The sequence below is a fragment of the Marivita sp. genome, from assembly GCF_051251565.1.
Lineage (GTDB): Bacteria > Pseudomonadota > Alphaproteobacteria > Rhodobacterales > Rhodobacteraceae > Marivita.
On record NZ_JBPOFB010000013.1, the window covers coordinates 1 to 26,866 of the forward strand.

The following is a 26,866-nucleotide window of genomic DNA, read 5'->3' on the forward strand; positions in this document are numbered from 1 at the left end:
GATTTCCCATTTTGCTTTTTGTCATAACCATCATCCTTACTTAAGTTGATGGTCTCCGGCAAACTCGGGGCGGTTCAAAAAGCAGATGCCGATCACTTCAAGTCTTTAGGCGTCTATGTTCCTGAGCCGCTGCACGTGCTTGATGATGGTGAACTTCTCCAGAGCTGCTTCGGTCTGCCGGGCATCAATGTTGACTCCGATGTCACCTGCAAAACCTGTCCTGCAAAGAACGCTTGCGAAATGCTCAGGACTCAGACGCTTAACTCTTTACTCCGCATGCGCGGCACATCGGAACCGGTAGCGGAGCGGAAACGTCAGAAAAACCGGGAACGCGTCGCGAGGCACCGGCTAAAGAAGACCGAAGGCCAGAATAACGAGCTTACAAAAGGTCTCGCTTCATAAAATGCCGGAAAAGGTCTCAGAGCCGCAGGCTCCCTAAGGTTTCACCATGTAACGCTTCCCTATATCCGGAGAGCTCCATTTCTACTTCCCACAAAACGTGCCGGTCCAAGGGATCCATATAATAGGGAAGCGTTACATCCTGCCGCCGGTAAGACTGTAACCCTTCCCTATAATCGGATGACTTCCCTTCTTCATCCCAGAAAGACGCACCGGTCCGAAAGGATCCAATAATAGGGAAGCGTTACACACCCTGAATCGCCCCGAAACAGACGCTCCGGGCCCCAAAAATGAGTGTCCAGCACGTAACACGACCGCGTCAGTTTCTGGCGCGGAACGACGGCCTGCGCGCCAAGGAAAACGCCGCCGGTTGTCACAACTTTGTCAAAGGACTTCAAATGACACATATCTTCAACGCGCTGTCGCCGGCACAGATAAACGCCCTCGCGGCTGTCAAGCATTGGCTCGAACACGATACAGCGACGAAGCCCATCTTTACGCTGTTCGGCTATGCCGGGACTGGCAAGTCGACACTTGCCGCCCACGTCGCCGAACTGCTCAACGGCAACGTCGTCTTCCTGACCTATACTGGTAAGGCGGCTTCGGTATTGCGGCAGAAAGGCTGCGACACGGCACAGACCCTCCATAGCGCGCTCTACCGGCCCATCGACGACGAGACGCAGGGCCTTCGGTTCGTGCGCAACGATGCCAGCGACATCGTCGGGTCTGCCCTTGTGGTGATCGATGAGTGCTCGATGGTCGACGACGTGCTGTTGCGCGATCTTCGATCGTTTGGCGTGCCCATTCTCGCGATGGGAGATCCCGGCCAGTTACCGCCGGTGAAAGGCGTTGGTGTGCTCCGCAGCGTCACGCCGGATGTATTCCTGACGGAAATCCACCGTCAGGCCGCCGGCAATCCGGTTCTGCAGCTGGCCGACATGGCCCGTCGCGGAGCACCGCTGTCTCTCGGCCAGTATGGATCGAGCCGGGTAATCAGCCAGGGTGACCTTACCATGGAAACTCTCCTCGAGGCAGATCAGATCATCGTCGGCACAAATGATCTTCGGCATCAGGTCAACGCATCTGTTCGCGAGCGCCTTGGTCGTTCGGGTGACATGCCGGTGGATGGTGATCGCCTTGTTTGCCTGAAGAACCACGGCGACCTCGGGATCTCCAATGGCGAACTCTTCGTCGCATGTGGCACTCCGGTCGTTCAGGGTGACACCGCCACTTTCCATATCCGCCCCGAGGACGGCATGGACCAGCCGTTCGAAGTGACAATCTCGATCAGCCAGTTCTTGTCTGGCAAGACCTCTTCCGAGGGGGCGCGCAAGCAGAAACCGCAGTTCGACTTCGGGTATGCAATCACCTGCCATAAGGCTCAGGGGTCTCAGTGGAACAATGTGTTGGTGATCGATCAGAGTGTGATTATGCGCGAGAACGCAAACGCTTGGCTCTACACGGCGATCACGCGGGCGGCGAACTCGGTTATCGTAGCCATTTAAGGGCGTACAACAGTCCGGCCGTCATCGCCCCGTCCGGAGCGTTGACGGCTGCATTCACCCGGTCACGACAATTTACGGCAGCAGTGCGCAACCGGCTTCTTAAAAAACATAGATGCAGTCGCCACCCCCAGCTCAGTCCAAGCGAAACCACGTAATTATAACATTCAAGCGGGTTCACCTGCACCATGATGCCCAAGCTTGTCTCAAAAACGCTTCGCCTCACCTAAAGCGACCGCTTAACCGGGTAAGCATGTCGAAAGACACCGTGGCAGCCTCTGCCGCTGTGCCATTGCGCGCAATCGGCCATTCGTTCGCTCTTCGCCAGCGTGGTATAAAAACTCTCGGGGCTCAGGTCAGAAAATACCGAGGATCGCGACGCTAGTTCACGAACACCGGAGCAAAGATGATCAAAGCTCCTGTAGTGACCAGTCCAAAGCGCTTCTTTCCGAGGTGTCGTCGGATCATTCCTATGGACATCATTGCGAGGCCGAGCGCGATCTGTAGCGCGGTTGCCACTGCCGCAACGGGCGAGCCGGAGAGGTCAATCAGGGCGGGGTTCGCAATCATTGCCAGAGGTATGATGTAGAGCCCGAAGCCTAATGACATCGCGGTTATCGCGACTTTCAGCCAGTTCTCTCCGATCATCCCGGCTGCGATGAAAACCGCGCCGCAGACCGGCGGCGTGATTGTTGACAGGAGCGCGAACCAGAAGACGAATAGATGTGCCTGCAGCGTGTCGAGGCCAAGCTCGCGCAGCGCAGGCCCTGCGACCGAGACGCAGATCACGTATGCAGCGGTGGTCGGCACCTCCATGCCGAGGACAAGGCACGCGAGCGCCGTCAAAAGAAGCGCGGGCCAGAGCAAGCCGCCCGCCCCTGACAGGATCAGCGATGTGATCTTCACGCCGAGGCCGGTGATCGCCAGAACGCCGATGATGATCGAGGCGCAGATGATGATCGCGGCGATCATCGACACCTGCCGGGCCGCATTGAGGCAGGCATCTTCGATCCGCGCGGCGGTCTCGCGCCATGTGCCGATGCCCCGCGCGTTGAAGAACAGAAGGACGAAGGCCGAGAGGATCGCCAGGCTGGCGGCATATTGCGGCGTGACGCGGATGACAAAGAGACCGGCCAATAGCACGACGAAGGGAACCGCGAAGAAGGCCGAGGTCACGGCGACGGTGCGCCACCCCGGCGCGTCTTCGGCCGCGATGCCCTTCAGGTCGTAACGGCTGGCATAGGCGTCGACGCCGATCCAGACAGCAACGAAATAGAGGATCGCAGGCAGAAGCGCCGCCGCCATAATCTGAGTGTAGGGCACGCCGGTCAGTTCCACCATGACGAAGGCACCAGCCCCCATTAGTGGCGGCATGATCTGTCCGCCGGACGAGGCGACCGCCTCGACCGCGGCCGCCAGCCGCTTGGGATAGCCGAGGCGTGTCATGGCCGGCAATGTGATCGCGCCGGTTGACGCAACGTTGGCCGAGGCCGATCCCGAGATCGAGCCGAAGAGCGCCGAAGACAAGACCGACACCTTGGCCGCCCCGCCCTTGAGTCGGCCAGCGGCGGCTGAAGCGAGGTTCATGAACCCCTGCCCGGCTTCGCCGGCGTTCAGGACGGCCCCAAAGATCACGAAGATCGCCACGACGCTGACCGACACCCCGGTCAGACTGCCCCAGATGCCCCCTTCGGCGATCGTCAGCGTGCCGATAAAACTGGCCAGCGGCGTGCCGGAATGGCCAAACTCGCCCGGGATATGCTGGCCAAACAGGCCATAGAGCAACGCCAGAAGCGCGACCAGAGGCAGCGGCCATCCGATCGCGCGGCGCGCTGCCTCAAGCACAACACCAAGCAGCACGAAACCGACGGCCATCTGAAAAGGGCTTTCGATGAAGCCATATTGGTTCGCCAACGTCCGGTGCATCACCGCGACCCAGAGCGTAGTAGCGACGCCAATCACCGTCAGGGCAATCCCGCTGATCCGCAGCCAACCCGTCTGCCCTGGGACGAGAAGGATCCATGGCAGCGCCAGGGCGAGGTGCACGGGACGGCTGATCAGGTTCGGCACGAGGCCGAGGAACACCAGCGTCAGGTGAAAGGCGACGAGAGCCGCCGCCAGAAGGAAGGTGAGAAGACGCATGTGTTAGGCCTTTGGAAAATTGAAACGGGCCGGGAGCAGTCTCCCGGCCCGGTCCGCGCGGTTACTTCTGCGCGTCACTCAGCGCGATGCCCGCTTCTTCGTAATAGCGGACGGCACCCGGGTGGAAGGTAACGTTGACGTTTTCCATCAGCCCGGCATCGACCCCGGCCCACCAGGGCGCGCTTTCGGCCATCTTCTCACGCTCTTCCCAGAAGGTTTTGGTCAGCTGATAGGCGGCGTCATCGCTCATCTTGGTGGTTGTGAAGGCCGCCACGGGCAGCGATGTCGTCACGATGTCGCTTTCCTGACCGGCATAGGTTCCCGCCGGGATCACAAGCTTTGCGCGCCCGGTCTCGGCGATCTGCTCGTCGCTCATCGACAGGACGGTCACCCCCATGCTGGCCGCCGCTTCGATCACGTTGGGCGCAGGGAATGACCCTGCGGTCACGAAGCCGTCGATCTGACCGTTCTTCAGCGCGGCCACCGCGTTCGAAAGCTCGGCATCCGCCAGGGTCACCTTACCCTCCAGACCAAAGAGGCCGAGGTATTTCGCGCCTTCCGTTGCTCCGAACGAGCCCGAACCGAGCAGGATCGTTTTGCCCTCCATACCAGCGAAGTCTGTGACGCCGCTGTCGTTGGACATGACGAAGTGCATGGTCAGCGACGGGATCGGAAACAGCGCTCGGATCTCGTCGAAGGCCGGATCGCCCTTGCCGTCGAACGGTCCCGACGCCTTCTGCGCGGCGCCGACCAGCGCAGGCGGCGTGGTGAAGACATAGTCACCGCCCCGGGCGCGCACTTCCATGACGTTCTGGGTCGACCCTTGGCTTTCCTCGATGGTGACGATCATTCCGCCATCCGTGCCCGCCTTCACCGCCTCGGCGATCTCGACGCCCATCTGGTAATAAGAGGTGCCGGATTTGGCGGATTTGTAGGTGATGCGTTCCTGCGCCTGGGTGGCCGTGGCGGCCACGAGCGCCAAAGCGGCGAGCGAAACGAACTGTCTCAGTTTCATGGTATCCTCCCTTGAGATTGATTTTGGCTTTCGGACTATCCGACCGATTTCGTGCCAGAGAAGCAATGGCGCTTTGTATCACACGGCGCAACTACATCGACTCGGCATGCCCCATGGCACACAGGCAGATTTGATCCACCGGCATTGCTGGCAACCCTACGCATTGGGATGACAACATTCACCTTTTTCTAGGACTTCGATGGGAGCCGCCGAAAGTAATGGGTGCGCCGGTGCCGCTCTGGCCATTCCAGGGGCAAGGTAAGTGCAAATGACCGAGTGGGAGCGACTGGAACTTGCGGCGCGCTCAGGTTCTCCGGTCCTCGTTGGACTGCAATGCTCGGAAACCCAGGTGAATGACCCGGCGAAACAACCTCGTCGCCGCGCACCACATACCCTCGCGATTGGTCATGACGCGTCCCGCTGCACCCTCTAGGCTGATTACATGACATCGGGTGATTGGTCAGATTCAGAAAACGATGCTGTCGTGGCGACCTATTTCGCGATGCTGAGCGACGAGTTGTCGGGGCGCGCTTACCACAAGGCGGCCAACAATCGAGCGCTTCAAGAACAGACTGGTCGCAGCCGTAGATCAATAGAATTCAAGATGTGCAACGTGTCTGCTGTCTTTCGAGGGTTCGGCTTACCCATCGTCGCTGGCTATCAACCGCGCTTCAACTTTCAGATGTCGCTGGCGGAAGCGGCCTCCAAATGGTTGGCCCGTCATCCGGAATGGGAAATGACGCTCCATCAACCATCTCCGAGATACGTCGCCGAACCGGTTCCATTGTTTGTCGGAACAGCGCCAACTCTGAAGAATTCACCGCCACCCGACGAAATGGAGCAGATGCAGCATATCGCCCGGCATTTTGATGTGGCTGGACGAGACGCGCGCAACCGCGACCTTGGACGCGCAGGCGAAGAACGAGTCTTGCAGCACGAACGAACAATTCTTCAACAACATGACCGCGCCGACCTTGCACGCCGCGTGCGATGGGTTTCGGCCGAAGACGGCGATGGCGCTGGGTATGACATTGCCAGTTTCACACCTGACGGTGAGGACCGGTTGATCGAAGTGAAAACCACCAACGGCTGGGAGCGCACACCGTTCTACATCTCTCGAAACGAATTGGCCGTCGCCGAAGAGCGGCGAGAGCATTGGTGTCTATTCCGACGGTATGAGTTTGCGCGAACGCCCAAAGCGTTCGAATTGCGGCCCCCTCTAGCGGCGCATGTCTCGCTGACAGCGACTGCCTTTCAGGCGAGTTTTCAATGAATTATGTGGACGACGCGTCCCGTTTGTGCAGAGCAGCAGCTTGGCTTGGCCGTCGAGGATGATTAGCTGACTGCTATCGGAGTCAATCATGCAGAAATTCTCAATCCTCGACCTATCGCCCATCCCCGAAGGCAAAACCGCGGCGGACGCACTGGCGTCCACGGTCGACTTGGCCAAGGCCGCTGAGCGGTTCGGCTTTCACCGCTACTGGCTGGCGGAACATCACAACATGCCTGGCATTGCCAGTGCGGCCACCGCACTCGTGATCGGACATGTCGCGGCAGCGACCTCGACCATTCGTGTCGGTGCCGGCGGCATCATGCTGTCCAATCATGCGCCGCTCGTCATCGCCGAACAGTTCGGAACGCTCGCCACACTTTACCCCGGTCGGATCGACCTTGGCATCGGCCGCGCACCTGGAAGCGACATGGCCACCGCGCGGGCGCTGCGCCGGCATATGGCACCCGAAGACAGTTTCCCGCAGGACGTGCAGGAGTTGATCGGCTATTTCGACGACACGTCCGAGGACTCTTCGGTGCGCGCCATCCCCGGCAGCGGCACCCATGTTCCCGTCTGGATACTCGGCTCAAGCCTCTATGGCGCGCAACTGGCCGCGTGGCTTGGGCTGCCCTACGCCTTCGCGTCCCATTTCGCGCCCGCAATGCTCGAAGAGGCATTGAGCATCTACCGCAGCACGTTCCAACCGTCCGAACGACTTGCCAAACCCTATGTGATGATGGCCGCAGGAGTCTGTGCCGCACCAACCGATGAAGAGGCAGCATTCCTGCGATCTTCGCAGCTCTTGGCCTTTGCCCGCCTTCGAACCGGCAGACCCGGCAAGCTCCCCCACCCGACCCGTGATCTGCACAAGGAGATACCGCCACCGGTCATGGCGCAGGTCCAGCATGCCCTATCCTGCTCTGCCACGGGATCGGCGGCAACCGTGCGCACGCAACTGCGGTCCCTTCTCGACAGCTTTCAACCGGACGAGTTGATTGTCACGGGGATGATCCACGATCACGCCGCGCGTGTCAGGTCTTCCGAAATCACGGCGGAGGTTCTCGGCAAGTTTGTTGAGAGTTCGGTCGCTGCTTGAAACGGCCCAGACCGGACTTTGACGCTTTGGTCTGACGCCGCACCGCAGCTTCACCAGACCAGCCATTGATGCATCGCGCAGCATTTTCGAGAAGCGAGTGACGGCAGTGCGGAAATTGCCGTCATTCACCGAAGGTTCGCCCAGGTCTGCTCTTGCAGCAAAACCATTTTACCCAGCATTTGGTCTCTTTGAACCAAGCTCGTTACCAGCTAATCCTCACGGGAGACATAGCCCAGACCATCGTGGCCTCTTGGTCTGTTCGATTGCGAAAGCGGTGAGCGATCATGGACGGGTAGGAAAAGCTGTCGCCTGCGCGCAGCACGATCAATTCATCCCCTAGTCGCAGCTCAACTTCTCCGGTCAGGACGATGGCATGTTGTTCGCCCTCGAACACGTAACCCTCTAAGGGCTCTGGTGGCGCGCCGGTGCCGGGGGCAAAGCGGGACAGGATCAAATAGCATTGGCCTGATAGCGTGCTGGAAAGCAGTTCGTCGCAGAACCCCATTTCCGCTTTGCTTCGGGTATACATGTCGGACAATTGCCTGCGGTTTTTGGAGCGGACGACGTGATGACGCTCCAACGGGCCATCGCCGGATTGGACGGGTAAAAACCAAGCCGGATCGACCTGAAGCGCTTTGCCGATCTCTTCCAGCAAGGCGTCTGACACGCGCGCTTTGCCCAGTTCGATGCGACTCAGATAGGCGGTCGAGCACGACAGTTGCGTGCTCAGATCGTTCAGTGTCAGGCCGCGCGCCTTGCGGACTTCGCGGATTTCGGCACCAAGCCGCGCGGCTGTTGTCGGGGGGAGATTTGTGTCCATGCAAATTCATAGTTGATTTTTGAGGCAGAATTCAATCAAGTTGAATTTGAGCTCAGATTTCAACTACCGCCGAGTCGGTTCATTGGGAGGTGATGCCATGCGTTTTGATCTGATCGCGAATTTCAGTCCTGGGGAGACGATCCCCTGGCACCGCACGCTTGAGATGATTCTTGAGCAATGTAGCTTGGCCGAAGACGCGGGATTCACCACCGCATGGTTCACCGAGCACCATTTTGCCCATAACGGCTATATGAACGCGCCGCCCAATCCGGTACAGATGTGTACCCATGTCGCGGCGCATTGCAAAAAACTGCGCGTCGGCACATCTCCCATCATCCTGCCCGACTGGCATCCGCTGCGCGTGGCCGAAGATGTGGCGATGCTGGATAACATGACTTTGGGGCGGGTCGATTTTGGCGTGGCCAAGGGGATCAACGAACGCTCGACCCTGACGTTCAATCCCAATGCCGACCGGCGTGACAACGCAAAGGTGATGCGGCTTTATCAGGAAAGCCTTGAGGTGATCCTGAAAGCATGGACCAACGAAGCGTTTACCCACAAGGGCGAGTTCTACGAGTTTCCTGTGCCCGGCTGGAAGGAAACCAACCGCTTCTTTGAACCGCTTGATCCCCGCTATCACGAACCCGACGGCACCTACAAAGCAATGTACGTGCATCCGCGCCCTTATCAGGAGGGCCATCCGCCGGTCTGGCTGATGTCGAACGCACCGCCCACGTTCAAATTGGCAGGCGACAAGGGTTGGGGTGTGATTTCAATGGCGTCGGGCGTCAAACGCACCCGTGCCTGTTGGGAGCCGTACCGTGACGCGCTCGCAGCCCGCACGGGCCGCGATGTGGCGATGGGCGAAGGGGTCGGTGTCTGCACCGCCTTCTATGTCGGCGAGACGATGGAGGAGGCTGTGAACACCATCCGACCCGCAATCAACGCATATTACGAATTCTTGGGCGGCTCGCGACCTGCGGGGGAATGGACCAAGCACGGCTATCTCGACATCGGCGAGGAAATGACCCCCGAAGATGAGGATGGCGACTGGTTCGATTTCCTCAACAAGCGCGGGATCATCATGGTGGGGGATGCAGAGTTTGTCGCTGACCGGATTGCAGAGCGGCAGGAAAGCACCGGCCTCGATCATCTGATGCTGATGCAGCAATACACCGGCGTCCCTTACGAGAAGATCCTAGCGAGCTGGCATCGGCTGTTCGAACATGTGGTGCCGCGTTTTGGTACGCAATCCATTGCGCAAAAACGCGCCGCGCAGGAAAAGGAATTGGCAGATGCTTGAGATTTGGGGGCGCCCCTATTCGTCCAACGTGATCCCGGTGATCTGGACGGCCAATGAGTTGGGGCTGGACTATACCTTGCAACTGGCGGGTGGCAGCTTTGGCAAGCTCGATACGCCGGAGTATGCGCAGATCAATCCCAACCGTATGATTCCCGCCATTCGCGATGGTGATTTCGCGCTTTGGGAAAGCCTGTCGATCGTGCGCTACCTGTGTGACAGATACGGCGCGGGCGGCTTCAGCCCTGCTGATCAACAAATCCGCGCCATCGCGGATCAATGGATGGAATGGTCCGCGACAAAGGCGTTCATGCCGGTGATCTACCTCTTCTTTGCCACTGTGCGCACGCAACCCGCCGACCGAGATCCCGCCAAGATCGTGGCCCTGCGCGACGAAGCGCACGCCACGCTTAGTATCCTCGACGGCCATCTGGAGGACCGCGATTACGTCTGCGGCAACAGCTTCACAATGGGGGACATCCCCCTTGGCTGTGTAGTCTACCGTTACTTCAACGTCGACGTGGACCGCCCCGCGCTGCACAATGTCGAGGCGTGGTACCAGCGCCTCTCGGAACGCCCCGCTTACCGCGACCACGTGATGCGCCATTTTGGCACGAACCCCGATGAATGGGCCGCTTTGGAAAAAGCCTGCGCCTCAGAAGGGGTGATATGATCGACCCAAAAGACTACCGCCGCGCTTTGGGCAGCTTTCCGACCGGGGTCACGATTGTCACCGCGTTTGACGGGGATGGCCAGCCTTGGGGGCTGACTGCCAATTCCTTCACCTCTGTTTCACTGACGCCGCCGGTGATCTCGGTATGTGTTGCCAAGACAGGGCGCGTATTCCCGACGCTGTCGGCATCCTCGCGCTTTGCAGTGAACATTCTGGCCGCCGACCAGCAAGAGCTTGCCATGCACTTCGCCAGCAATGTCGAGAACCGCTTTGACGGCACTGATTGGCACGCAACCCCCAATGGCGCGCCGCTGTTGCCCGGCGCGTCTGCGCAACTGGATTGCATCGTACATGGGCGCATCGGCGCCGAAGACCATGAAATTCTTCTGGGGCGGGTCGAAAGCTACACCCACACATCAAGCGCCCCACTTCTCTATTGTCGCGGCACCTTTTTCGCTGCGCCTCAACCGGAGGTACATCCATGACAAATCCATTGACGTATCACGAAGGCAACGACCCCGATTGGTTCGATGCCCAGTACAACCTGCGCGCCGCGCGCCCCGACTATGAGGTCGCGATTATTCCGGGGTGGTTGGATGACAGCCAGACCGCCCGCGATACGCTCGATTGTACGCTGGATATCCGCTACGGCGACGGAGAGAAGCAAAGGCTTGATGTGTTTCATTGTGGCGACGCGACCGCCCCGACGCTGATCTGGATCCACGGTGGTTATTGGCAACGCGGCGATAAATCGGTTTACAGCTTTCTGGCGACACCTTTTGTGCAAAAGGGCGTGAATGTTGTGGTGGTGGGTTACGACCTTTGCCCCACCGTCAGCATGACCCGCCTGACGGAAGAGCTGCGCGAGGCGATGGCCTTTATCTGGGCCGAGGCCGCGACACAGAAGATCAACGGCGACCGGATCACTGTGATGGGCCATTCCGCAGGGGGCCACCTGACCCAGATGATGATGGCCACCGATTGGCCCGCGCGTGATGCAGCGCTGCCAACGGACATGATCAAGGCGGGCATTCCCGTCTCTCCGCTCAGCTATCTGGAACCTGTACGCCTGACACTGGCCCTGAATGAGAACTTGAAGCTAGACGTGGCTGAAGCGGATGCGCTGAGCCCGATGACGAACCATCCGCCAGTCACAAACGCGCCGCAGCTGGTTGTCGTCGGAGGGGCCGAGACAGACGAATTCCACCGCCAGTCCCAGATGTATGTGGACAAATACGCCAGTGATGCGCGGAAGGTCGACATTTATGTGGTGCCTGGCGTGGACCACTTTGATGAACTCAACGTGCTGGCCGATCCTGTCAGTCCATTTTTTGCCAAAACCTGCGCCATGCTTGGCCTTTGAAGGAACCCGTTATGACAGAACTGACACGTGAACTGGTGGACGCCGTGGGCGATGCCTTTAACGCAAATGACATTGAAGCGGTGATGCAGTACTTTGCCCCCGACGCGTCCTTTGACCATGCCATTGGACCAGAGGCACATGGTGTGCGGTTTCAAGGCGCAGATGTGATCCGAGGCGTCTTTGCCGGGCTCTTCGACAAGGTCGAAAACGTGCATTGGGAAACGCTAGATTGCGCGGTGACGGACACCAAAGCCTATTGCGAATACCGCCGCACAGCGCGCCACAAGGACGGTACGACTGAGGAATACCTCAGCGTGGATATCCTGACCTTCAAGGACGGGCTGATCACACACAAGGACACCTACTACAAACATCGCATTTAGAGGATGCGCCTCAGATCCTATGTATCGCCAAATGGTCTGCTGTACCCAATTCCGACATTCATGCACGCTACAGTATCGGTGCCTTTGGGCTCACAGCGGCCTTGCGGCGACGCAGTATTTGGCGCCGTTAGGAGGCAGTGGCTCGGGCAATCACGGCCCAGAGCGGATGAGGTGGGTGGCTCCTGCTCCACCGGCATCGAATGTGCCAAAGTGCAGTTGTCATCGACTGCTAGGAAAGGAGCCACCCAATGACAGTTAAGACAGTCGGCCTGGATTTGGCCAAGGATGTTTTTCAGGTTCACGGCATTTCGGAGAACGGCCGTGTGATCTTTAATAAGGCCATCAAACGCGCGAAGCTGCTCGCCTTCTTTGAAACGCTTCCGCCCTGTTTGGTCGGCATGGAGGCGTGCGGCTCGTCCCATCACTGGGGTCGGCAGCTGCGCAAGCTTGGCCATGATGTTAAGCTCATGCCCGCCGGCTACGTCAAACCGTATGTGAAGCGAGGGAAGAACGACGCGGTTGATGCCGAGGCGATCTGCGAAGCGGTTCGCCGCCCGACCATGCGGTTTGTCGAGATCAAGACGGAGGAACAACAAGCCATTCTGTCGATCCATCGCACGCGGGATCTGGCGGTCCGGCAGCGCACGCAACTGGCCAACATGATCCGCAGCCTTTTGCGCGAGTTTGGGCATATCCTGCCCATCGGGATCGAAGCGGTGACAGCCTTTGCAAAGCGCCACCTTGATGGTGATCATCCCGACATGCCGGAGATCGCGAACGGTATGCTCGGCATACAATGCTATCAGTTCATCGGCCTGAACACGCGCATCGACGGCTATTCCAAGATGATCGAGCAACATGCCCTGCTGAACACAGATGCGCGTAGGTTGATGCGCATGCCTGGAATTGGGCCGATTACGGCCTCAGCGATTGTCGCTACGATCGGGGACGCGCATCAGTTCCGGACAGGTCGTGACCTGGCGGCGTGGTTGGGCCTGACCCCACTCAACAAGTCCAGCGGTGGCAAGGAACGTCTGGGCAAGATCACGAAGCAAGGTGATCGCTACATTCGTAAGCTTCTGGTCGTGGGTATGACTTCGCGCGCCGTCATGGCGAAACGTTCACCAGAGAAGGTCGATCTGTGGACGGCGAAGATCATCGCCGACAAGCCCTTCAGACTGGCGACAACTGCAATGGCAAACAAGGCGGCGCGGGCCATCTGGGCGATGCTTACAAAGAAACAGGAATATCGGCAGCCGGCGTTCTAACCACACCGACTGCCCACGAGATGCAAGACGTTGAAGTGATGATGCGGAATTAAGTCAACCAAGAGCAAGGACACTCCGGGAATGGCGGCGGCCCTTTGAGGTCGATGAGCCGATTGGAACCTCGCTTTCGGAATTCATCAAGGCCAGCGGAACACCACCGCACAAACAGGCCGGACAGACGACAGCACTGACGAAAATGACCGCAGAATTCGCTAAAACCTCTTGCAATGCAGGAGCAACCCACAGACGACTTTGGCCGTAAGAGAGAACGCCGCATCGCAGCTTCACCGAAGCGGCCGTCTATGCAGGCCGCAGCATCTCGAACCGTCAGAGGTCAGCAGTGCGGACGAATTCGCCGTCTGCATAGCGGATGCGAAAGTCAGCTCGGCTGTAGATAGTGTTGAAGAAGTCGACGTTGGAGCTGGTGATGGATGAAGCCCAACGCAGGTGGGCTGTTCCTCTCAGCCTGTTGGTTCTGGTTGCGGAACCAGTTTGGCGAGCTTCCTGAGGTTCTGTGCTTTGGCTGCGAGTTGGAACTGTTCGTATGCAGGCAGTCTGGTCAATAAGTCACTACGCCAAGCATCTTTTTCTCCGCAGCACTATGTCCCTGGCTGGACAAAAAATCCTATTAAGCCTCCGGTTATATTCGTTCCTAAGGCTGTGCCACGGCGCAAACCCGTGTCCTTCGGGCACGAGAAACCGCACGCAAAAAAAGGATTCTGATTGCGGTATGCGCCGTCTTCGCCAAAGCTTGAAACATGACTCACTCAAAGCTGTCCATCCGACCCGCCCGACAATCCGATCTTGCTGCGTTGATTTCGCTTTACGGGGACGACGATATCGGGGTGACTCGGGAAGCGACGGAACCGGATGCGGCCTACCAAAGCGCCTTCGACGCGATCCAGGCTGATCCGAACCAAATTCTTGTCGTTGGGGAACAGGACTCAAAGATCGTCGCCACGCTTTTGCTGTCCTTTCTACCCGGACTGTCACGGCACGGCGCTTGGCGTGCTCAGATCGAAGCGATGCGAGTCTCGGGGAGCCTGCGTGGCCAAGGCATCGGCAAATCCTTGCTCGATTGGTCCGTCGCCAAGGCCGGAAATCGTGGCTGTGCGCTTGTGCAGCTGACGTCGGACCGGCGCCGGACAGACGCGCATCGGTTTTACGAACGTGCCGGGTTTGAACCCACCCATTTCGGCTACAAACTGTCATTGGAGACACCATGACTGGCTTTCCCGTTTTTGACGGTCACAACGATCTTGTTCTGCGTCTACTGAGGGGGGAGATCACTCCAGACGATGTGGCTTCTGGTCTACCTGACGGTCACATCGATAAACCGCGTGCGCAAAAGGGGGGATTCGGCGGCGGAATGTTCGCGATCTTTGTACCGAGCCCTGGTGACCAAGCCCTGCGCCAAGATGAGATGCGCAATCCGCCCTATGACATCCCATTGCCAGATCAGGTTAGCGAGACCACAGCGGCCGATTGGACCGAGCGCGGATTTAATGCATTGAACGATCTGTCTGACGCGGGTGCTGTTCGTATTTGCCGCACCGCGCAAGACATAGAAGACGCTTTGCCTGCCGGAGAGATGGCAGCCGTTATCCATATCGAAGGTGCCGAAGCAGTCGATCGCGAGTTCGAGAAACTGAACGCCTGGCACGCGCGGGGGCTGCGTTCGCTTGGCCCAGTCTGGAGTCGCGATACGGTGTGGGGGTGTGGTGTGCCGTTTCGGTATCCTTCTGATCCGGACACGGGGCCGGGCCTGACCGACGATGGAAAATCTCTGATCCGTGAATGTAACAGATTGAAAATAATGGTTGATTTGTCGCACCTCAATGGAAGAGGGTTCGAAGATGTCGCGCGGATCACCGACGCACCGCTGGTTGCGACTCATTCCAATGCGTGGGCGGTTTGCCCTCATTCACGTAACCTGACGGACCGCCAACTGGCCGTGATCCGCGACAGTGATGGAATGGTTGGCATTAATTTCGCCAGCGCCTTCTTGCGGCCCGACGGGCGGATGGATTCAGAGTTTGAGCTTGACATCGTGCTCAGACACTTTGACCATCTGTTACACAGCCTTGGTGAGGATCGGGTTGGACTTGGGTCCGACTTTGACGGGGCGCTCGTACCCGATAAAATCGGAGATTGTGCGGGTCTGCCCAACTTGCTCACCGCTTTGCGTTCTCACGGTGTGGACGACGGCCTCATGGCCAAGTTCACTCATGGGAACTGGCTACGCGTCTTGCGAAAAACGTGGGGCGACTAATAAAACGGAACAGGGACTTAATCTATGAAAACTTCATTTGTTGCAGCCGCAGTTGCGTCGCTTTTGACGGTTGGCCTCGCGGCGCCCAGCTTTGCGGAAACACCGCCGAACATGCTGGTCATCGCGAACAGGATCGATGACATCAAAACCTTCGATCCTGCGGAAAGCTTTGAATTCGCGGGCGCGGATGTCAGCCGGAACGTCTATGAAAAGCTCGTTAACTTCGACCCGCTTGATCTTGATGCAGGCTACCAGCCGCAACTGGCCGAAAGCTGGAGTATCTCCGAAGACGGGATGACGATCACCTTCACGATGGCGGACGGGCATGTCTTTGCCTCGGGCAACCCGGTCACGGCCAAGGACGCTGAATTTTCGTTGCGTCGTGCCGTAACGCTGAACAAGACACCATCGTTCATCCTCACGCAGTTTGGCTTCACGCCCGAAAATGTCGAACAGACCATAGTCGCACCCGACGACAAGACGCTTGTTCTGACGCTGGATAAGCCCTACGCACTGTCTTTCGTCCTGAACTGTCTGACGGCCACCATCGGCGGGATCGTCGATATGGAAACCGCCATGGCGAACGAAGTCGATGGGGATATGGGCAACGCCTGGCTGCGCACCAACACAGCTGGCTCTGGCCCCTACAAGGTTGTCGACTGGAAACCGAGCGAAAGCGTTCTCATGGACCTCAACCCCAACTATGGCGGCGACGCACCTGCGATGGAGCGGGTGATCGTGCAGCACATTCAGGAAAGCGCGACCCAGCGCCTGCAGCTTGAGCGCGGGGATATCGACGTGGCGCGCAACCTGTCGCCCGAAGACGTGGCCGGTCTGGCTGATGTTGACGGCGTAAAGGTGATCGACGAATTGCGTGGCCGTCTGATGTATTTCTCGGCCAACCAGAAGAACGAGATGCTGTCCGATCCCAAGGTTCTCGAAGCGCTGAAACTGGCGACTGACTATGAAGGTATGTCCGGCTCTTTCCTCAAAGGGCAGTACACAGTTCATCAAGCTTTCCTTCCGCTGACCTTTCTGGGCGCGTTGGAAGAAAAACCCTTCAGCTACGACATGGACGCCGCCAAGGCTGCGCTTGCTGCATCCGGACACCCGGATTGTGGTCCGATCAAGATTTCGGTCCGCGATGCGCAGGAACGCTTAGATATCGCCCAATCGCTTCAGAACACATGGGGCCAGTTGGGCTGTGACATCGAACTGATCGTCGGCACGGGCGCGCAAACGCTGGATCGCTATCGCGCACGCGAGCATGACATCTATCTTGGTGCGTGGGGCCCGGACTATCCGGATCCGAACACCAACGCGGGCACCTTTGCGTTCAACCCGGACAATTCGGACGAGGCTGGCGCAACCGGTCTTCTTGCATGGCGCAATGCCTGGGGCATCCCTGAGATGAGCGAAAAGACCCTCGCCGCTGTGGTGGAAAACGACACCGCAACCCGTGCCGAGATGTATCGCGAATTGCAGCGTGAGCATCAGCAGGTCAGTCCATTTGGCGTGATGTTCCAGCAGATCGAACAAAATGGCATGCGCTCGAACGTCGAAAACTTTGTCGCCGGCGGCGCGACCACGGCCGTGTCTTACTGGGTCATCACCAAGTAAATGGCGGATACAACACATGGCGAAGGACGGCTTGGGCCGTCCTTCCCTCCTTGGCTGAAGAAAACGCTCACGACGTTGGCAACCGTTGCAGCGACGATTCTTGGCCTGCTTTTCGTGACATTCATGATCGGCCGCGTGATGCCGATCGACCCGGTTCTGGCTGTGATCGGCGAACGCGCCACGCAGGAACAATACGATCAGACCTTCCGGGATTTGGGGCTGGATCAACCGCTTCTGGTGCAGTTCTGGATTTACGTGACGGACGTGCTGCAAGGCGATTTCGGAAAATCCATCCGCACTGGACAGGAAGTTACCACCGACATTGCCCGAGTGTTCCCGGCGACGCTGGAGCTCGCGACTTTGGGCACGTTGTTCGGCGTGGTTCTGGGCGTGCCTCTGGGCGTCGTCGCCGCCGTTCGTCGCGGCAGCTGGATTGATCAGCTGGCGCGCTTTGTCGGTCTGATCGGATATTCCATGCCGATCTTCTGGCTGGGCCTCGTGGGGCTATTGCTGTTCTACGGCATCCTTGGGTGGGTTGCTGGCCCAGGGCGGTTGGGTATTTTCTATCAAGGCATCGTCGAGCCGATCACTGGCATGATCCTTGTGGACAGCGCTCTGCGCGGTGAATGGGCGGTGTTTCGAAATGCGTTCTCGCACATCATCCTGCCGGCATCTTTGCTTGGCTATTACAGCCTTGCGTATATCAGCCGCATGACACGGTCCTTCATGCTGGAACAGCTTGGGTCAGAATACGTTACCACCGCGAGGGTCAAGGGCCTCAGCGAATGGCAGGTGGTCTGGGGGCATGCCTTCCGCAACATCCGCATTCAGCTGGTGACGGTGATTGCACTGGCCTATGCAAACCTGCTCGAAGGCTCCGTCCTGACTGAGATCATCTTTGCGTGGCCGGGGCTTGGTCAATACATCACCACGTCACTGCTGGCCAATGACATGAATTCTGTGCTGGGCGGGACGATCGTGATCGGTACGATCTTCGTTGGCATCAACATCTTCTCGGACCTGCTCTACCGTTTCTTCGATCCGAGGTCCAAATGAGCACATCGCGAGGACTGCGAGACTGGCTTCTCAGTGAAGAGCCGACCTCCCGTCGGCAGGCTCGGTTCGCGTCATGGTACAAGGGATGGCTGACGCTGCGGTCGAACAAGCTCACGATGTTCGGCCTCTACGTCCTCGCTTTCCTGATCCTCTGCGCGATTTTTGCGCCGGTACTGGCCACGCATGATCCGTTTGCGCAGGATTTGGGCCAGCGTTTGTTGGCACCGGGCGAGAATGGACACCTCTTCGGGACCGACAGTCTGGGGCGGGACATCTACTCCCGACTGCTCTATGGGGCGCGAATTTCCATCTATATTGTTCTGCTGGTTGTCATGGTCGCGCCTTTGGTCGGCCTGATCGTCGGTACGATGTCCGGCTATGCGGGTGGCTGGATCGACGTGCTGCTGATGCGAATTACCGACATTTTCCTGGCCTTTCCGCGCCTGATCCTTGCGCTGGCCTTTGTTGCTGCACTAGGGGCCGGGATCGAAAACGCTGTGCTTGCGATCTCGCTGACCGCGTGGCCGCCTTATGCCCGGATCGCACGAGCCGAGACGCTGACCATCCGGAACTCGGACTATATTCACGCAATCAAACTGCAGGGTGCGGGGCCGTTCCGTATCGTAACCAAGCATATCTGGCCGCTCTGCATCTCTTCGCTGGTGATCCGCGTCACTCTGGACATGGCAGGGATCATTCTGACTGCGGCTGGACTTGGCTTTCTTGGCCTCGGCGCACAACCCCCCAGCCCGGAATGGGGCGCAATGATCTCGGAAGGGCGCAAGTATATCCTTGATTACTGGTGGGTCGCCACGATCCCCGGCATCGCGATTTTTGCCATCAGCCTTGCCTTCAATCTGCTGGGTGATGGCCTGCGGGACGTGCTGGACCCGAAAGAGGACAATTCATGACGGACGCCCCGCTTCTGGATGTGGAAAATCTGTGGGTGAAGTTCCGCACGCGCACAGGTGTTTTTGACGCAGTACGCGGGATTTCCTTTACCTTGGGCAAGGAACGCCTTGGCATCGTCGGCGAAAGTGGTTCTGGCAAATCCATGACGGGCCGCGCCGTTCTGCGCCTGATCCGACCGCCAGGCTTTATCGAAGCTGACAAACTCAACGTGCACGGCGAAGACATCCTGTCCCTGCCTGAAAAGCAGATGCGCCGCCTGCGCGGTGGACGGGTGTCGATGATCATGCAGGACCCAAAGTTTTCTTTGAACCCCGTGATGACTGTCGGTCATCAATTGGTCGAAGCACTGCGCGCGCACGAAAAGGTTTCTCGCAGTGAGGCTTACCAGCGCGCTTTGGATGTGCTGGACGAAGTCGCGATCCGTGACCCCAAACGGGTCTTTGACCTCTATCCGCACGAGGTTTCAGGCGGCATGGGTCAGCGCATCATGATCGCGATGATGTTACTGCCTAATCCCGAGATCCTCATCGCGGACGAACCCACCTCGGCGCTGGATGTTTCGGTACAGCTTCAGGTGCTCGACATCATCGACAAACTGGTCAGTGATCGCGGTATGGGTCTGATGTTTATAAGCCACGACCTTAACCTCGTTGCCAAGTTTTGCGACCGTATTGTCATCATGTACGCAGGCCGTATCGTCGAGACCTGCAAGGCCAGCGAGCTGCGCAATGCCAAGCACCCCTATACGCTGGGCCTGCTCAACTCGGTGCCCGATCTGGAACACCCGCGCGACCACCTCGAAGTGTTGAAACGCGATCCGGCATGGCGCAAGGCCCCGTCCGTGAGTGCCCGCCAATGAGCGCTATCACGATCAAAGACCTCAACGTCTGGTTTGGCGTCAGCGCTGACCGCTCCTATGCGGTGCGGGATGTGAGTTTCGAGGTGGCAGACGGAGAAAGCTTCGGATTGGTGGGGGAAAGCGGTTCGGGTAAATCAACCATATTGCGCGCCATCGCCGGCCTTGTTCCCACGTGGTCGGGCAAGATGACCGTGGCTGGCGAAACTCTTGGTCCCAAACGCAGCAAATCCTTCTACAGCAAGGTGCAGATGGTATTCCAAGACCCGTATGCGTCCTTGCATCCACGCCAGACGGTGGACCGCGTCTTGTCCGAGGCGATGGAACTGCACGAGGTTCAAAACATCGATACCCGCATCGGCCGCTTGCTAGACGATGTCGGCCTCGGCACGGGCTTCCGCTTTCGCTATCCGCACCAGCTGTCAGGAGGCCAACGCCAACGCGTTGCCATCGCCCGTGCGCTCGCTTGCGATCCGTCTATTCTTTTACTAGACGAACCGACCTCAGCCCTAGATGTCTCGGTGCAGGCCGAAATCCTGAACCTGCTGGTTGACCTGCGCCTCGAACACAAACTGACCTACATCATGGTCTCGCATGATTTGGGCGTCGTCGGCCATCTATGCGAACGCATTGGAGTGATGAAAGATGGTCGCTTCGAAGAAGTCCTAACCGTCGACGCCATGCGTCGCTCAGAGGCTCAATCTCCTTACACGCAGCACCTATTGGAAAGCTCAATCAACTCAATTCGGTGATCTTGTTCTGAGCCTGCCAATCCATGTCGGCGATTGGCTGTCTGGCGTCATTTGCTGCCTTTCCCGTTTAGCGGACCTTGGCACACAGCGCAGCGAATGACCGGTTCCCGCCGATTCTGTGGAAAAACAACGTGTTGCAGGCGCAGAAAGTAACGTTTCAAAAGAAGCGCAAGCGCCTTTCTTATTAGGCTTTGCGCATTTGCTGCGGTGTAGGAAAGATCTTGGCTAGTTTGCGGAGGTTTTGGGCGGTTGCTGCGAGCAGGAATTCGTCATTCGCGCCGCATGGGCCACGTAATCGGAGCCGCCCCATCCCGAGAATGCGTTTGAGGTGGGCGAAGAGCATCTCGACTTTCTTCCTGAGCTTCATCGCGATCTCATATTCTTCGGTTTTGGCCAATTCCCTGGCAACTTGGCGCGCATCTTCGTGCTCCTCGCGGGTGATCTTGCGCGCGTCAGCGTTGGGGCAGCATTTTTGCTTGGACGGGCAGACCTGACAGACGTCCTTCAAAGCACGGTAGCGGGCTGTGCCTTTGCCCGTCGGGCCCCGGTTCGGATCGGAATAATTCCTGCGAAACTGTTTGAGCGCGTGACCCTCGGGGCAGATGTATTGATCATTCTCAGCGTCCCATTCGAAATCTGTGCGTGTCCAAGTGCCGTCGGGGCGGGCGGCCTTGTCGATTACCGGGATGTAGGGATCGATGTTGCGATCCACGAGCCAGCCGAGCATTGGGCCGGAGCCATAGGCAGTGTCCGCGATCATCCAGTCGGGGACCAGGCCGAACCTATCTTTCACCCGTGTCAGCATGGTCTGCGTCGATCCAGCCTCCGCTTGCCGGATGGAACGGGTACCTTCGACATCCAAGATGACACCATGGTCCGTGTCGATCAGGTAATTGTCGGAATAGCTGAAGAATGCCGGACCCTTACGCGCCGCAGTCCATTACTGGCAGGATCTGAATGCGAGGTAAACTTCGGCTTTACCTCGCTGGCTGCACCGAATGCCGCCTCATCGAGTGTGTCGAGATACTCGCGCACCGCACGAGGCGCATCCGCTGGGTCGATACTTGCCGCGTCCCATTCTTCCTTCGGCGTCGAGTTCTGTTTGTTGGCATCCGCTTCAATCAGGCTGGCGTCCACTGCCATACGTTGCCCGCTGGCGAGGCCTTCTTCGATACAACGGGCCACAGTTGTCTCGAACAGATGGCGTAGCAAGTCGCTTTCTCGAAAGCGGCCGTGTCGGTTCTTGGAAAAGGTCGAATGGTCAGGAATACGATCATTCAGATCAAGACGGCAGAACCAGCGGTATACCAGGTTCAAATGCACCTCTTCGCAAAGCCGCCGCTCGGATCGGATACCAAAGCAATAGCCCACCAGAAGCATGCGGATCAGTAGCTCGGGATCGACCGATGGACGCCCGGTGTGACTGTAAAAGTCAGCCAGATGCGCGCGGATGCTGCTCAGATCGACGAACCGATCAATCGACCGCAGCAGGTGATCTTGCGGGACATGATCTTCAAGCGAAAACTCATAGAACAGCGCTGATTGTGCTTCCTGTCTCGGCCCCAACATCCGTCAATCCTCCCGCTCACAAGCAGAATTGAATCAGCAGATCAGCCCTCGATCAAGCAAGAGTTTTTCAACAAAATACGCCCGTCCAGCAAAACGAGGACTACTCGAGTTCAGCGCGCGAAATGAAAAATCATGAAACGCTCAGTCCGGCGGCGCATCGCCAGCACCAAATGTAGTTCAGGGATTCTGCAAAACCAATTGCAAACGGAAACTTCCGGCGGGAAAGTCGGGAAAACCGTTGTCACACTTCACCTCAATATTTCCTCTATGCACCAAAGTTCTCGGGTTTCGAGGCATCAAGCTCTTAAACTATTGAAACCATTGTATCGGCGGCCATCCAAGATCAAAGTTTCTTTGTGCGGAATCTTGACGCCACCGCCCCAACCTTTCCAAGTCCGATATGGGGTAATATAATACCTTTACCTCTAGTCTACCCCGCGCAGGGTCATGCAAGGCGCAAGAAATGCTCCACTTACACACGAGAAAGGCAACGCAAGGGTTAGGCAACGAGGGTGGCAAATCTAGATTTGGTATATGCGCTCGGCACGGCTGATTGAAGTCTGGATCGAGACGCCAAAGTGGTCGAACACGCATACCGCAAAGAAGATTGTCTGCGCTACCCTGACGTGAAATGATCGCATCATGTCATGCGAAGCATCCAAGATTTCTGTTGGCAAACCGCCACCTTGGGTGAGGAGCATCCACGCCGCATCTCCCGGCGGAAACAAGCAGTAATACACCCAGACGACCACCATCAAATCCCGAGTTTCTCCCATGACTTTTCGCTTCATTCACTCCAGCGACCTGCATCTCGGCCGCCGCTTTCTCAACTTGCCTGAACCGCAAGACGGCAACCTCCGCGGACGGCTCATGGAAGCTCGCTTCGACAAGATTCAGCGGCTGGGAGCTGCAGCGCGCGAACACGGCGCAGCGCATGTTCTGCTGGCCGGTGACACCTTTGACTCCGCAACCCCCTCGCCCCAAGTGCTGCGCCAGGCGCTTGCTGCAATGCGGGACGAGAGCGCGGTCACCTGGTGGCTATTGCCCGGTAACCACGACAACATGCGCAATGCAGAACCGATCTGGGACGAGATCAGCCGGGATTCTCCAGACAATGTGCGCGCGCTGCTTGATGGAGACCGTGTAGATCTCGCCGAAGGCGTCGCCCTCCTTCCCTGTCCGGTTCCGGTGCGTGCGGCAGGACGCGATCTGACGGAAGCTCTGCCGCGGATTGAGACATCAGAGGGCATGATCCGAATTGGCCTTGCCCATGGGGGCGTCGTGGATTTCGCGGATCGTGGCGATCACATCCCGCCGGACAGAGACCAAACCGCAGGGCTGGACTACCTGGCGCTCGGCGACTGGCATGGTCGCCTGAAGGTGTCGCAACGGACACAGTATTCGGGATCGCCGGAGCAGGACCAATTCAAGCATGGGATGCGAGGTCACTGCCTTGCCGTCACCATTCCCAATCAAGGAGCAGAGCCTGAGGTAACCGAGATCGAGACAGGCAGCTTCCTTTGGCAGGACACTGAGCTGGCACTCCATGATGGCGAGGATGCAGCTGCCGCACTAGAGGCCCTCCTGCCCTCTCGCGATCGCCGAAATACGCTGCTTAAGGTTCGTGCGTCCGGCTGGGCGCCCATGTCTGGCCATGCCGCTCTTCGCATCGCTGCGGATCGTCACGCGCCCGAATTTGCCTATCTTGAACTGAACGCAAACGGCCTTGGCACCTTGCACAGTGTCGCCGACCTCGACGAGATCGACCATGCAGGTGCCATGCGTCTCGCGGCGGAACAGTTGATGGCGGAAGCAGAAGACCTGTCGCTCTCAGAAGACGACCGTGCCATCGCGGCTGCCGCGCTCAACCGCCTCTATGCCTATGCTCAGGAGGCTGCAAAATGAGGCTGCGTTCCATCACCCTGAAGGACGTTCGACGGTTCACCGATCCTGTCCGCATCGACGGGATCACGGACGGTGTCAATGTGTTGAGCGCGCCAAACGAATTCGGGAAGTCGACCGTCTTTGATGCGCTCCGGGCGCTGTTCTTTGTCCCTCACGGTTCCACCAAGAAGGACATCAAGCACCTCCGGCCCCACGCGGGCGGCTCACCCGAGGTCTCCGTCGAGGTGGAAACCCCGGATGGGTTGTTCGTGATCTCGAAGCGCTGGTTCGGCAAGTCCGAGGCGAAGGTCACGCGCGGTGGTGTTCTGATCGCGCAAGCGGACGAGGCTGAAGCCTGGATCTCGCGCCTGCTCGGCGGTGGCGATGGTGGTCCTTCCGGCCTCCTCTGGGTGCGACAAGGGCTTCTTGGCCTGTCAGATGGTGAAAAGAGCGAACAGACAACGGCCCTTGAAGCGCGCCGGGACCTTTTGTCGTCGGTGACAGGCGAAGTGGAGACCATGACCGGTGGTCGCCGAATGGACGCCGCGCTGGCGCGTTGTCATGAAGAACTGTCTGCCTATGCCACTGCGACCCGGCGCCCTAAAGCGGGCGGCCTTTGGTCGGATGCCATTCAGGAAGTCGAAACGCTCTCCGCAGACCGCGACAAGCTCGCCGGGCAGGTTGCGCTCCTGCAATCGGCGCTCGACGAGCGCACGCGCCACCGCGTTGAACTGGAGGAATTGGAGGCGCCAGACGCCGTCGCCGAGCGCAAATCGCGCCTCGACGCAGCACGGGCAGCTTTCGCGGCAGCAGAGGCCCATACCGGCAAGGTAAAAGCCGCAGAGCAGGCACTGCAGACGGCCACTCTCGTTGCGGATCGTGCGCGACAGGACCTCAAAGTGCTCCGTGACGCCCAGACGGAGAAGTCGGCAAGTGAGAAGGCCGAGCGGTTGGCCTCTGAACAGCTTGCGAAAGCGCAGGAAGGACTGGAGACGCATGAGAAGGCGCTCGCCGACGCCAGCAAGGCACATGATGAGGCAGAAGAAGAACGCAAACGTGCTGAAACCCGGGTCCGGAGGATCGAGGCTCAAACGTCCGCAGCCGCCGCGCGCGAACGCCGGTCTGAGCTGGAAGAGCGGATTGGCAAAGCCCGGTCTTGCCGGGAAAAGGTTGAAGCCGCCAAGGCCGCAGCCTCCGTCGGACCTGATGACAAGCAAATGGAAAAACTACGGGTGCTCTTGGCGGCCCTTACGACGGCGCGTGCGCTCAGGGACAGCACGGCGACCCGGGTGACCATGCGCTACGCTCCAAACCGCGACGGGTGTGTTCAGCATGCTGGGCAAGCCCTCGCTGACGGCAAAGAGCTTGCGATCCACACAGACACGGTGTTGCACCTCGAGGGTCTTGGAGAATTGACCGTGCATCCCGGCGAAAGTCCTGCTGGTCTTGGAAGTGTTTCGCAAGCCGAAGCCGATCTCGCTGAGGCCCTGGCTTCGCTTGGGGTCTCGTCGGTTGAGGACGCCGCACGTGCGCACCAGAAGCGCCAGGATGCCAAGAGCGAGCTGCTGCAGTTGGAGGCTGAGTTCCGGGGCCACGCGCCAAAAGGCATCGAAGATCTGCAGAAACAGATCGCAGCACTCCCGGATGCAACGGCACAGGATATCGAAGATCTGCCCCCGCTGGATGAGGCAGAGGTCAAGCTTCAGTCGGCCAGTAGAATGGTCCTGGAACTGCGAGCCAGAATGAATGCGGCGCGGGATCAACGGGATGAGGCGCGCACTGTTCACACAACCGCACTCGTGCGTAAGGAAGAGGCAGAGCGGCGGCTGAACTCGGCAATAGAGGCTTTGGGGCGCTTGGCGCAGCAGGACGAAGATGCGCTGGCGGCAGTCACCGCCCAAGCTGACGAGAAACGCCTTGCAGCAGAAAGTGCCCTCGCCGAGGCGCAGTCCGCCGCCCCCGACATCGACGCGGCCCAGGCTGCGCTAAACCGTGCGCAGTCGATCGAAGATGCAGCACGCACCAGGATTGACCAGCTGCGGCCAGCCATCGCTGCATTGGACGAACGGATCCGGGGGAGCGCTGGCGAGGCGGTCGAGGAGCGACTTCAGGAAACCGAGGAGAAGCTTGGGGCGGCCGAGATCCGGCTGGCTCGCATCGCCCGCGAGGTCAAGTTGCTGGAGCGTTTGCAGGCGGCTCTCGAAGCGGCGCGTTCAGAGGCGCGAGATCGCTATTTCGAACCGGTCGCCGGAGAATTGCGCCCCCTGCTCCACCTCCTCTGGCCAGACGCCGAGTTGAACTGGGCCGATGACACGCTTCTTCCGCAGTCGCTGATCAGAAACGGTCAAGAGGAGACCATGGACATCCTGTCCGGCGGCACTCAGGAGCAGATTGCGCTCCTGGTGCGATTGGCCTTTGCCAGGCTCCTGTCAAAGGACGGACGCCATGCGCCAGTCATCCTCGACGACGCACTGGTCTTCACCGATGACGACCGGATCGAGCGGATGTTCGACGCCCTGCACCGGCAGGCAAGCGACCTGCAGATCATTGTCCTGAGCTGTCGGCAGCGCGCGTTCCGGGATCTGGGTGGAAAAGCGCTTCAGATTTCTACCACCGACTGACAAACGAAACGGACGACTTGTTCATCAAGCCAACATGCGTTGTGCGTGTCCTCCCAACGGCCCGGAGCGAGTCGCTGAGAGGCGTGCTTG

Annotated in this window: 23 protein-coding genes and 1 pseudogene; 19 read left to right on the top strand and 5 right to left on the bottom strand. The window is 58.8% G+C overall.

Features of this window, described 5'->3' with window-relative positions; all coding sequences use genetic code 11:
• The first annotated feature begins 48 nt into the window (after window positions 1-48).
• Together ACSHXH_RS14680 and ACSHXH_RS14685 are read left to right on the top strand one after the other, a co-directional pair.
• Window positions 49-402, top strand: a complete 354-nt coding sequence (locus ACSHXH_RS14680) for a hypothetical protein (RefSeq protein ID WP_435672565.1) — start codon at window positions 49-51, stop codon at window positions 400-402.
• Window positions 403-797: 395 nt separating this feature from the next.
• Entirely contained in the window at window positions 798-1,904 is a 1,107-nt protein-coding gene (locus ACSHXH_RS14685) for an ATP-dependent DNA helicase (RefSeq protein WP_435672566.1), read from the top strand.
• Window positions 1,905-2,282: 378 nt separating this feature from the next.
• Here the strand turns inward: ACSHXH_RS14685 and ACSHXH_RS14690 are convergent, their stop codons facing one another.
• Both ACSHXH_RS14690 and ACSHXH_RS14695 read right to left on the bottom strand, forming a co-directional pair.
• Window positions 2,283-4,043 (bottom strand): TRAP transporter permease, encoded by a 1,761-nt coding sequence (locus ACSHXH_RS14690; RefSeq protein ID WP_435672567.1) that lies wholly within the window; start codon window positions 4,041-4,043, stop codon window positions 2,283-2,285.
• Window positions 4,044-4,104: 61 nt separating this feature from the next.
• Entirely contained in the window at window positions 4,105-5,058 is a 954-nt protein-coding gene (locus ACSHXH_RS14695; RefSeq protein ID WP_435672568.1) for a TAXI family TRAP transporter solute-binding subunit, read from the bottom strand.
• Window positions 5,059-5,500: 442 nt separating this feature from the next.
• Here ACSHXH_RS14695 and ACSHXH_RS14700 point away from each other — a divergent pair, with 442 nt between their 5' ends.
• Entirely contained in the window at window positions 5,501-6,331 is an 831-nt protein-coding gene (locus ACSHXH_RS14700) for a DUF3883 domain-containing protein (RefSeq protein ID WP_435672569.1), read from the top strand.
• An 88-nt stretch (window positions 6,332-6,419) separates the two neighbouring features.
• The gene (locus tag ACSHXH_RS14705; protein ID WP_435672570.1) at window positions 6,420-7,427 is read left to right on the top strand and encodes an LLM class flavin-dependent oxidoreductase; all 1,008 of its coding nucleotides are present in this window, start codon (window positions 6,420-6,422) and stop codon (window positions 7,425-7,427) included.
• Window positions 7,428-7,629: 202 nt separating this feature from the next.
• Here the strand turns inward: ACSHXH_RS14705 and ACSHXH_RS14710 are convergent, their stop codons facing one another.
• Complete coding sequence (locus tag ACSHXH_RS14710) at window positions 7,630-8,247, bottom strand: helix-turn-helix domain-containing protein (RefSeq protein WP_435672571.1); 618 nt, start codon at window positions 8,245-8,247, stop codon at window positions 7,630-7,632.
• Between the two features lie 97 nt (window positions 8,248-8,344).
• Here ACSHXH_RS14710 and ACSHXH_RS14715 point away from each other — a divergent pair, with 97 nt between their 5' ends.
• The 13 genes from ACSHXH_RS14715 (at window position 8,345) to ACSHXH_RS14775 (ending at window position 20,702) form a co-directional block, all read left to right on the top strand.
• Window positions 8,345-9,550: an LLM class flavin-dependent oxidoreductase gene (locus ACSHXH_RS14715; RefSeq protein WP_435672572.1), complete on the top strand. Its 1,206-nt coding sequence runs from the start codon at window positions 8,345-8,347 to the stop codon at window positions 9,548-9,550.
• The gene (locus ACSHXH_RS14720; protein ID WP_435672573.1) at window positions 9,543-10,220 is read left to right on the top strand and encodes a glutathione S-transferase family protein; all 678 of its coding nucleotides are present in this window, start codon (window positions 9,543-9,545) and stop codon (window positions 10,218-10,220) included. Before ACSHXH_RS14715 ends, ACSHXH_RS14720 begins: the two co-directional genes overlap by 8 nt.
• Window positions 10,217-10,705, top strand: coding sequence for a flavin reductase family protein (locus ACSHXH_RS14725; RefSeq protein ID WP_435672574.1), 489 nt, complete (start codon window positions 10,217-10,219; stop codon window positions 10,703-10,705). Before ACSHXH_RS14720 ends, ACSHXH_RS14725 begins: the two co-directional genes overlap by 4 nt.
• Window positions 10,702-11,583, top strand: a complete 882-nt coding sequence (locus tag ACSHXH_RS14730; RefSeq protein ID WP_435672575.1) for an alpha/beta hydrolase — start codon at window positions 10,702-10,704, stop codon at window positions 11,581-11,583. The genes ACSHXH_RS14725 and ACSHXH_RS14730 overlap by 4 nt, the downstream gene beginning before the upstream one ends.
• Window positions 11,584-11,594: 11 nt before the next feature.
• Window positions 11,595-11,966 (top strand): nuclear transport factor 2 family protein, encoded by a 372-nt coding sequence (locus ACSHXH_RS14735; RefSeq protein WP_435672576.1) that lies wholly within the window; start codon window positions 11,595-11,597, stop codon window positions 11,964-11,966.
• A 248-nt stretch (window positions 11,967-12,214) separates the two neighbouring features.
• Complete coding sequence (locus ACSHXH_RS14740; protein WP_435672577.1) at window positions 12,215-13,234, top strand: IS110 family transposase; 1,020 nt, start codon at window positions 12,215-12,217, stop codon at window positions 13,232-13,234.
• A 758-nt stretch (window positions 13,235-13,992) separates the two neighbouring features.
• On the top strand, window positions 13,993-14,460 hold the full coding sequence (locus ACSHXH_RS14745; RefSeq protein ID WP_171046038.1) for a GNAT family N-acetyltransferase: 468 nt from the start codon (window positions 13,993-13,995) through the stop codon (window positions 14,458-14,460).
• On the top strand, window positions 14,457-15,506 hold the full coding sequence (locus ACSHXH_RS14750; RefSeq protein ID WP_435672578.1) for a dipeptidase: 1,050 nt from the start codon (window positions 14,457-14,459) through the stop codon (window positions 15,504-15,506). Before ACSHXH_RS14745 ends, ACSHXH_RS14750 begins: the two co-directional genes overlap by 4 nt.
• Before the next feature lie 24 nt (window positions 15,507-15,530).
• A complete protein-coding gene (locus ACSHXH_RS14755) occupies window positions 15,531-17,126 on the top strand; it encodes an ABC transporter substrate-binding protein (protein ID WP_435672579.1) in 1,596 nt (531 codons plus the stop codon).
• Entirely contained in the window at window positions 17,127-18,182 is a 1,056-nt protein-coding gene (locus tag ACSHXH_RS14760; RefSeq protein WP_271515788.1) for an ABC transporter permease, read from the top strand. It begins immediately after the preceding gene.
• Window positions 18,179-19,093, top strand: coding sequence for an ABC transporter permease (locus ACSHXH_RS14765; protein ID WP_435672580.1), 915 nt, complete (start codon window positions 18,179-18,181; stop codon window positions 19,091-19,093). The genes ACSHXH_RS14760 and ACSHXH_RS14765 overlap by 4 nt, the downstream gene beginning before the upstream one ends.
• Window positions 19,090-19,953, top strand: coding sequence for an ABC transporter ATP-binding protein (locus ACSHXH_RS14770; protein ID WP_435672581.1), 864 nt, complete (start codon window positions 19,090-19,092; stop codon window positions 19,951-19,953). Before ACSHXH_RS14765 ends, ACSHXH_RS14770 begins: the two co-directional genes overlap by 4 nt.
• Entirely contained in the window at window positions 19,950-20,702 is a 753-nt protein-coding gene (locus tag ACSHXH_RS14775) for an ABC transporter ATP-binding protein (protein ID WP_138487736.1), read from the top strand. Before ACSHXH_RS14770 ends, ACSHXH_RS14775 begins: the two co-directional genes overlap by 4 nt.
• Before the next feature lie 184 nt (window positions 20,703-20,886).
• On the opposite strand, the pseudogene ACSHXH_RS14780 reads toward ACSHXH_RS14775, so the two are convergent.
• Window positions 20,887-22,271, bottom strand: a pseudogene (locus ACSHXH_RS14780) (transposase).
• Window positions 22,272-22,792: 521 nt separating this feature from the next.
• Window positions 22,793-23,062: a hypothetical protein gene (locus ACSHXH_RS14785; protein ID WP_435672582.1), complete on the bottom strand. Its 270-nt coding sequence runs from the start codon at window positions 23,060-23,062 to the stop codon at window positions 22,793-22,795.
• On the opposite strand from ACSHXH_RS14785, the gene ACSHXH_RS14790 reads away from it, so the two are divergent.
• Window positions 23,046-24,176, top strand: a complete 1,131-nt coding sequence (locus tag ACSHXH_RS14790) for a metallophosphoesterase family protein (protein ID WP_435672583.1) — start codon at window positions 23,046-23,048, stop codon at window positions 24,174-24,176. The two genes, ACSHXH_RS14785 and ACSHXH_RS14790, sit on opposite strands and share 17 nt — an antisense overlap.
• The gene (locus ACSHXH_RS14795; protein WP_435672584.1) at window positions 24,173-26,776 is read left to right on the top strand and encodes an AAA family ATPase; all 2,604 of its coding nucleotides are present in this window, start codon (window positions 24,173-24,175) and stop codon (window positions 26,774-26,776) included. Before ACSHXH_RS14790 ends, ACSHXH_RS14795 begins: the two co-directional genes overlap by 4 nt.
• Window positions 26,777-26,866 lie beyond the last annotated feature (90 nt).